Annotated in this window: 7 protein-coding genes and 3 pseudogenes; 3 read left to right on the forward strand and 7 right to left on the reverse strand. The window is 28.9% G+C overall.

Annotated elements, in window-relative coordinates; genetic code table 11:
• Positions 1–92 precede the first annotated feature (92 nt).
• The 5 genes and pseudogenes from CD135_RS13205 to CD135_RS08780 form a co-directional block, all read right to left on the reverse strand.
• Positions 93–197, reverse strand: a pseudogene (locus CD135_RS13205) (protein rep); the annotation flags it as partial.
• A 225-nt stretch (positions 198–422) separates the two neighbouring features.
• Positions 423–770, reverse strand: coding sequence for an ArsR/SmtB family transcription factor (locus tag CD135_RS08765; protein ID WP_002508637.1), 348 nt, complete (start codon positions 768–770; stop codon positions 423–425).
• An 18-nt stretch (positions 771–788) separates the two neighbouring features.
• Positions 789–1,406: a cadmium resistance transporter CadD gene (cadD, locus tag CD135_RS08770; protein ID WP_069854643.1), complete on the reverse strand. Its 618-nt coding sequence runs from the start codon at positions 1,404–1,406 to the stop codon at positions 789–791.
• Positions 1,407–2,045: 639 nt separating this feature from the next.
• A pseudogene (locus CD135_RS08775) lies at positions 2,046–2,333 on the reverse strand (protein rep); the annotation flags it as partial.
• 13 nt (positions 2,334–2,346) lie between these two features.
• On the reverse strand, positions 2,347–3,306 hold the full coding sequence (locus CD135_RS08780; protein WP_103269261.1) for a replication initiator protein A: 960 nt from the start codon (positions 3,304–3,306) through the stop codon (positions 2,347–2,349).
• Positions 3,307–3,732: 426 nt separating this feature from the next.
• On the opposite strand from CD135_RS08780, the gene CD135_RS08785 reads away from it, so the two are divergent.
• The 3 genes from CD135_RS08785 to CD135_RS08790 all read left to right on the forward strand — a co-directional run bounded on the left by CD135_RS08785 (position 3,733) and on the right by CD135_RS08790 (position 5,477).
• Positions 3,733–4,458 carry a DUF536 domain-containing protein gene (locus CD135_RS08785; protein WP_103269262.1) on the forward strand — a complete coding sequence of 242 codons (726 nt, stop codon included), beginning with the start codon at positions 3,733–3,735 and terminating at the stop codon, positions 4,456–4,458.
• A 136-nt stretch (positions 4,459–4,594) separates the two neighbouring features.
• Positions 4,595–4,732 (forward strand): hypothetical protein, encoded by a 138-nt coding sequence (locus tag CD135_RS13010; protein ID WP_167543676.1) that lies wholly within the window; start codon positions 4,595–4,597, stop codon positions 4,730–4,732.
• 190 nt (positions 4,733–4,922) lie between these two features.
• The gene (locus CD135_RS08790) at positions 4,923–5,477 is read left to right on the forward strand and encodes a recombinase family protein (protein WP_031864197.1); all 555 of its coding nucleotides are present in this window, start codon (positions 4,923–4,925) and stop codon (positions 5,475–5,477) included.
• Between the two features lie 105 nt (positions 5,478–5,582).
• Here CD135_RS08790 and CD135_RS08795 read toward each other — a convergent pair whose 3' ends face one another.
• Positions 5,583–5,753: a transcriptional regulator gene (locus CD135_RS08795; RefSeq protein WP_103269263.1), complete on the reverse strand. Its 171-nt coding sequence runs from the start codon at positions 5,751–5,753 to the stop codon at positions 5,583–5,585.
• Positions 5,754–6,175: 422 nt separating this feature from the next.
• Positions 6,176–6,793 (reverse strand): annotated as a pseudogene (locus tag CD135_RS08800) (MobV family relaxase); the annotation flags it as partial.
• Between the last annotated feature and the right edge of the window lie 87 nt (positions 6,794–6,880).

Below are 6,880 nucleotides of genomic sequence, written 5' to 3' on the forward strand. Positions count from 1 at the left end.
GATAACATCCTTGTTAAATTGTTTATATCTGAAATAGTTCATACAGAAGACTCCTTTTTGTTAAAATTATACTATAAATTCAACTTTGCAACAGAACCGCAATCTTGAACTAAGTCCATTTGATTCTCTCCAATATGACGTTTAATAAATTTCTGAAATACTTGATTTCTTTGTTTTTTCTCAGTATACTTTTCCATGTTATAACACATAAAAACAACTTAGTTTTCACAAACTATGACAATAAAAAAAGTTGCTTTTTCCCCTTTCTATGTATGTTTTTTACTAGTCATTTAAAACGATACATTAATAGGTACGGAAAAGCAACTTTTTTTGTGCTTAAAACCAGTCATATCAATAACTTAAGGATAACTAGCCTCGCCGGCAATAGTTACCCTTATTATCAAGACAAGAAGAAACTCGTTTCAAAAACCCTCCTGATTTTTAGAGAAAAACTCTCTTATTTCATCGTCTTTAATAAAATAATATGCCATCTTTCCATCTTTATAAAAATCAAGTACCTCATTTTTATATAAAAGCCTTAAATGATGTGAAGTTGAAGCAACACTCATTTTCAATATCAAAGAAATATCACAAACACACAACTCATCTTCTTTAATCAAAGATAATATGATTTTCAATTTCTTCTCATCACAAATTTTTTCTAAAATGTTAAGTAATTTCTTAGATTTATCATCTTCTAAAAAACTTAAAGCATTGTTAACTTTATCCTCATGTACACAGATCACATCACAAGCATTTTCATAACTCATATAAAATCACGCCCTAAATTAAAATATAAATCCTAAAATTGTTTGAATAGTGTCATTTTCAATAATAATAAATAAACCTAAAGCTATATAAATAACAGCCATAATCCAACGACTAAATTTCTCAACAATTTCTCCAACTCCTGGAATATTAGCTAATTTTTGTGCAGTAAATACCAAGAAGAAAATTAAAATTAAAAAGACAAACAGAGTAATTAATAAATTAGTAACACTTAATGTCACAAAATACGGAACAAATAAACCAATATTATCAGCACCACAACTTGCTATCGTAACAATTGCAACCGTACCAACTAATTTAGACAATCCTTTTTCATTCAATTCTTTTTTAGCTCTCTTTTCTCCTTCACAATCATCATAAATAGCCACTTTAATTCCAAGATAAATTGGTATTAAACCCAATAAACCTAATATCCACTTCTCTGGAACATAATTTAATACAAAAGCTAAAAACAAACTAACTAATATTAAAATAATAGACCCTAAATATTGACCAACATAAATATCTCTATATTCTTTTCTAGTCTTTGCTCTAGCAAAAAATATTAATAAAATCACTAATAAATCTACTGCTGTCGCAATATAAAGAATAGCAGCAGTTACAATAGTCTGAATCATAATTACACCTCATTCAAAAATATTTTTGAATGTATTATAACTTATGTTTTCAAATAATCATAGATGCTTTATTCCAATTGCTTTATTGACGTTGAGCCTCGGAACCCTTAACAATCCCAAAACTTGTCGAATGGTCGGCTTAATAGCTCACGCTATGCCGACATTCGTCTGCAAGTTTAGTTAAGGGTTCTTCTCAACGCACAATAAATTTTCTCGGCATAAATGCATGTCTAATCTTTTTTAGAACGATTAATCAAAAAATAACCTAAAAGACCACAAACCAAAATAAATAAAAATATAAGCATTTTTTAATCTCCTTTTTAGAAAACCTTATTACAAGAACTATTTAATTTTTAAATACCCTTATTTGCAATTTTAAGATACTTTTTAGAGCATTTAGGGGTATTTTATATATATTTATACCTAAAATAATTATATGGATCTTAAAACGCAAATATGAGCTAAATTTAAAAATCAGAAAAACAAACCTAAAATTTTTGCTTAACCAGTGGCGAATTTTTTAGACACTGCCCAGTTACATGCAAATTTAAAAATTGGCATGAAAAGTGGGTAACCATGCTGGTTAAACGCTATAGTTCCCGCAGGGGCTAAAAACATAAAAAAACGCTAGCTTTTTAGCTAGCGTTTCACAATTTTTAAATAATAATTTTGTTTTTCAAAATTCCAAATTGCAGTAATTGAATTTGCTTTTTCTTCTTCGTCACTTGTATTAATCAAATTACCTTCTTCAGCATCGTCTAAATTTAAAATTTTATGTTTTTGTTTAAGCAATCCACCATAACTTAACATACGTTTTCGATATAAACCTTGTTCTAAGTCACTAACAATTTCTGAATCTTTTTCACTATCTCCGGTTAAATAATCCGATGACTTAACCGAATATTTTGAGGTTTCTTTGATTGCTGCAAGCTTATTTAATTTACTGATTAAAAATATTATATTTCGCCATATTTTGTCTTCTCATATCGACTGAATAGCATTCTTCAAGTTCACTTAAAATTGTTCGCATTAAGTACCCTTGCATCGAACTGATCGTTTCCTTTTGGCCTTTAACCCCTCTATCATGTATCGCTTTTTTTACTCTTTTTAAAGCTATTAATATTTCATCTTCAATATGTTCTAACATGTAGTAAGTATCATCATGGTTTGAATTAAATGATTTTTTAGCTTTAAGAATTACACTTTTTATAATTTCTAAATCTGTATAACTGTAATTTAATAAATAAGACGTAAGTTGATCTGGGAACTCTTGGAGTAGTATTTCTTTATCATCTTGATTACCAAAGTTATTTAAAAATTGATTTGGCTGATTTGAATGGGTATGGTCTATTGAAATATTGTTGTAGGTATCATTCAGGTCATTCATATCATTATGCTCAGTCTCTATATAATCAGTATTATTTAAATTAGTATCATTTGATTTTGATTTTCGAAATTCTTGTTTTTTGACTTTCAAAATTCCAGAATTTTGATTTTCATCACTCTGGAATTTTGATTTTCGAAATTCCTTGATATCATTAAGTTTAGATGGTTTTTTGGGCTCTAGTATATATATTTTATTTGGTTTGTTTAACCCCATTCTTTCTTGTTCTAAAAGATTAAAACTTTCTAATTCTTTTTTAATTTTAGTTACTTTTTGAGTTCCACAATTTAAAAGATTACATAAATCTTTAGTAGTAAATATTAAATATACATTGCCATTTTGATCAATCCAATTATTTATTTTAGATAATTCGAATCGGTCTCTAAATATACAGTAAGCAATTTTTGCAGAGTCACTAAGCTTTCTAAAATAATCATCTTCAAATAAAAATTTATATAGTTTATAAAATCTTTCTTGTTCAAATTCTTGTATTGTAATTCTTTTAAAATTTGACATAATAAAAACCTCTTTCCGAAATTTAGTTTGGTAAGAGGTAATAAAACGCTTTATATAGCTTTACATTTATTTAAAGATTTAGGCGCTTGCACTAAGATGTTATTCATTATATAATACAAGTATAAATTTGATATTAAACAAACGTGCTATAACGTTTTATTACCAACCCCCGACTATTACCAGTAGTTGGGGGTTTTTGATATGTTAATTATATTATAGCACTTTAAATAGGGTTGTAAAAGGAGAAGATACACGATTGTCAAAGGTTGATAAAGATTTGACAAAGCATTGATAAATCTTATTAACCCTAGATAAAACATTGATAAGCTATTCTTTGTTTTCCTTAATTTATATTTGTATTTCAGTGGTTACAGTTATATAATAGGGTATAAAGGTTTGACAAACTATTTATAAAGGTTTGATTGTATGAAAAGTGTGAAAATGTTGAGTGAGGAATTAAAGGTTAGTAAGCAAACAATTTTTAATAATATTAAACGACTAAATATAGAGACAATAAAACAGGAAAATACTTCATTTATTAAAGACGATACTGATATAGAAAGAATCATTCAAAGGGTAAATGAAAATAAAAAAAAATATGGTTTCGAAAGTAATACAGCGGATATAAAAAATAATGAATCGGATAATGTTGAGTCTGAAAATGATGCTCAGATAATAGAAATACTTAAACATCAAATTGACACCTTAAATAGGCAAATTGAAAAACAAGAAAGTCGTCATGAAACAACATTAGAATTCTATAGAAAAGAGTTACAGGAAAGATCAAAGTTGCTTGAAAATCAACAAATATTAGCTTTAGAAAGCAATAAAAAAATTCAAAAACTAGAAAACCAATTAGAGGAAGAGAGACACCTTAATTATCCCCTTGATACATCTAATAACGATAGAAAAAACGTTGATGTACAAGAAACTACAGATACTACTAATTCTGTAAACATTAATCAAGACCAAGAATCAGAGATGCAATATGAGGATATATCTGAGAGACAAAGTCATGAAAGTACACAAGATGATGTAGCACCAAAGGAAGATGATCTATCTAATTCAAATGACAATGATAGTGATATTGAAGAAAAAAGTGAAGAAACGCAACAAAAAAAAGGATTCTGGAGCCGTTTATTTGGTAGCTAATTATTGTTTTAAAATCTATATTTATTAAAAAAACGCTACAAGTTAAAGAACTTGCAGCGTTTTTTATATCATATATTTAATTTTTGATATGTTAATATTTAATTATACTTAAATTTAATAGGGTGGAGCGATTAATTTGGGATACCAAAGTGAATATGGTTTAGAAGAAAATGTGATTAAACAGCTACAAGATTTGGGATATGAGCGTCTATCATTGCGCAATGAAGCACAATTGAAAGAGAACTTCAGACATATTTTAAATGTTCGTTTTTGATACAAAACCTCTTAATTCAAATTTAAGAGGTTTTTCTTGTATATTTAAGTATCAAAACTTGTGTTATAATCAACGTATCATAAAGATTAAAGTATATGAGTTTATAGACTTAAATAAGTCTTCTCATTTGTCTCGAGAAGCATATTATATAGATAAGGTGTCATAGAAGCATTCAAAAGGAGAAATTAAAATGGCTAAAATTGGTTATGCACGTGTATCAACACAAGATCAAAGTCTTGATGGACAGATTGATACACTTGAGAAATATGGTTGTGAACGTATCTTTAGCGAGAAAGCAAGTGGTCGTAAAACCAAAAGAACAGAACTTGATAAGTGTTTAGATTATTTACGAGAAGGCGATATTTTAGTTATCTACAAATTAGATAGATTAGGCCGTACAACCAAACAATTAATTGAGTTATCTCAATGGTTTGAAGAAAATAACATTGATTTACATATTATAGATATGAATGTGTCAACGAAAGACGCGATGGGCAAGATGTTCTTTACCATGATGAGTGCATTTGCAGAATTAGAAGCTAACTTACTAAGTGAACGTACGAAAAAAGGTTTAGAAGCTGCAAGAGCAAGAGGAAGAAAGGGCGGTCGTCCTTCATTACCTGACCACAAAAAAAGAGAAATCAAGTTCTTGTATGATGAACAAAAACTCACAGGCGAAGAGATTGCTGAAAAAACAGGTGTAAGTCGTTCTACAGTCTACAGGATTGTTAAGGAGGAGTCGTAGTATCCCCCCTTTTTCATCTAAATTCGTTAAATTCAAAACCCCAAATACAAAAACAGGGCTAACAGATCACTTCGTGTAGTTAGCCCCAAAACCTAAAACATTAAATTATTTTTCATTAAGATTTTTGTTAAATTCATCAACCGTTTTTTTCATGTGATTCCTTAAATCATATGTCGGTATTTTACCTTCTTCCCGAAGAACACGCTTATATGAATTGTACAAGTCATCGTCCACTCTGATTGTGATAGTGCGCATTTGCTTAGTTTCTTTTGGCACGTTACCATCTCCTTGACTACATTTTTATACTTCTATATACTTCTATATAATTATATAGAAGTATATATAATGCTATTGTACTATTAATATATCCAAAATCCAAGAAATATAATCAAAATAAAAAGACCAGTTAAAAACTGATCTAGTTAAATATCTTTATTGCATTATTCCAATTCCTCTATTTGTCGACGATTCTGCGCTCCTTAATAATCCTAAAGCTGTCCATCGGTCGATTTAATAGCTGACGCTTTAAGTCTAATTAAGGGCTCTCATCGACAAATAGATTTTCTCGGCATAATAGCGTGTTCTTGTTATAATAATCACATGGGAAGTTAGTCCATTTAACCTATTATCTTAATAGGTTTTGAATGAGGTTTGAAACTACTGTTATAACGTTTAGGGCGCTAATTAACAGTAGTTTTTTATCTACTCATACCTCTATCACGTTTTGACTCACTTTTTTGTTCTTTCTCTTGATATTCTTCAGGATGTATTTGTTTATCAAACATTTGTATTGTCTTTATCATTCGTCCATTATCTCTACTCACATCATTCATTAAATTTTTATATTTATTTCTACCAAGAACTTGCTCTAACTTTTCAAAAATTTCTCTAATAACTTTAATGACATTAAGCGCATTATCAAGGTCTTTTTTTCGGTCTTTTATAAACTCATTTGCTCTTGATAAAGTTTCAGACATATCCTTGTTTTGTTCTCTAAGCTTATTATTTTCGTTTTTTAGGTCATTTAGAGCTTTATCTGACTTAATATACTCATAATCATCTTTGATTAATTGTGCTGCTTCTATTTGCTTCTGAAAGGCATTAAAATCTTCTTGGCTTATTACAACATTCCCTGTTTCTTGTATTTCTTTGTTGAACAAACCACCTACTTTTTCAGTTTCATGTTCATATTGGACGTTTAAAGGCTTTTTAAGCGTTTCTAATGATTTTTGGTATTCTTCTATCAACTTATTGCTTTTTTGTTGTATATGGCTTAATTTTTGGCTCTCACGCTCATATTCTTGCTGGTTCTGTTGCAAAGTAAAAAAATATAGCTAACCACTAATTTATCATGTCAGTGTTCGCTTAACTTGCTAGCATGATGCTAATTTCGTGGCATGGCG

Source organism: Mammaliicoccus lentus, assembly GCF_002902755.1.
GTDB lineage: Bacteria > Bacillota > Bacilli > Staphylococcales > Staphylococcaceae > Mammaliicoccus > Mammaliicoccus lentus.

Coding starts and splice junctions, on each gene's coding strand:
- CD135_RS08765 (WP_002508637.1), bottom strand. CDS start 770: ATGAGTTATGAAAATGCTTGTGATGTGATCTGTGTACATGAGGATAAA.
- cadD (WP_069854643.1), bottom strand. CDS start 1,406: ATGATTCAGACTATTGTAACTGCTGCTATTCTTTATATTGCGACAGCA.
- CD135_RS08780 (WP_103269261.1), bottom strand. CDS start 3,306: ATGTCAAATTTTAAAAGAATTACAATACAAGAATTTGAACAAGAAAGA.
- CD135_RS08785 (WP_103269262.1), top strand. CDS start 3,733: ATGAAAAGTGTGAAAATGTTGAGTGAGGAATTAAAGGTTAGTAAGCAA.
- CD135_RS08790 (WP_031864197.1), top strand. CDS start 4,923: ATGGCTAAAATTGGTTATGCACGTGTATCAACACAAGATCAAAGTCTT.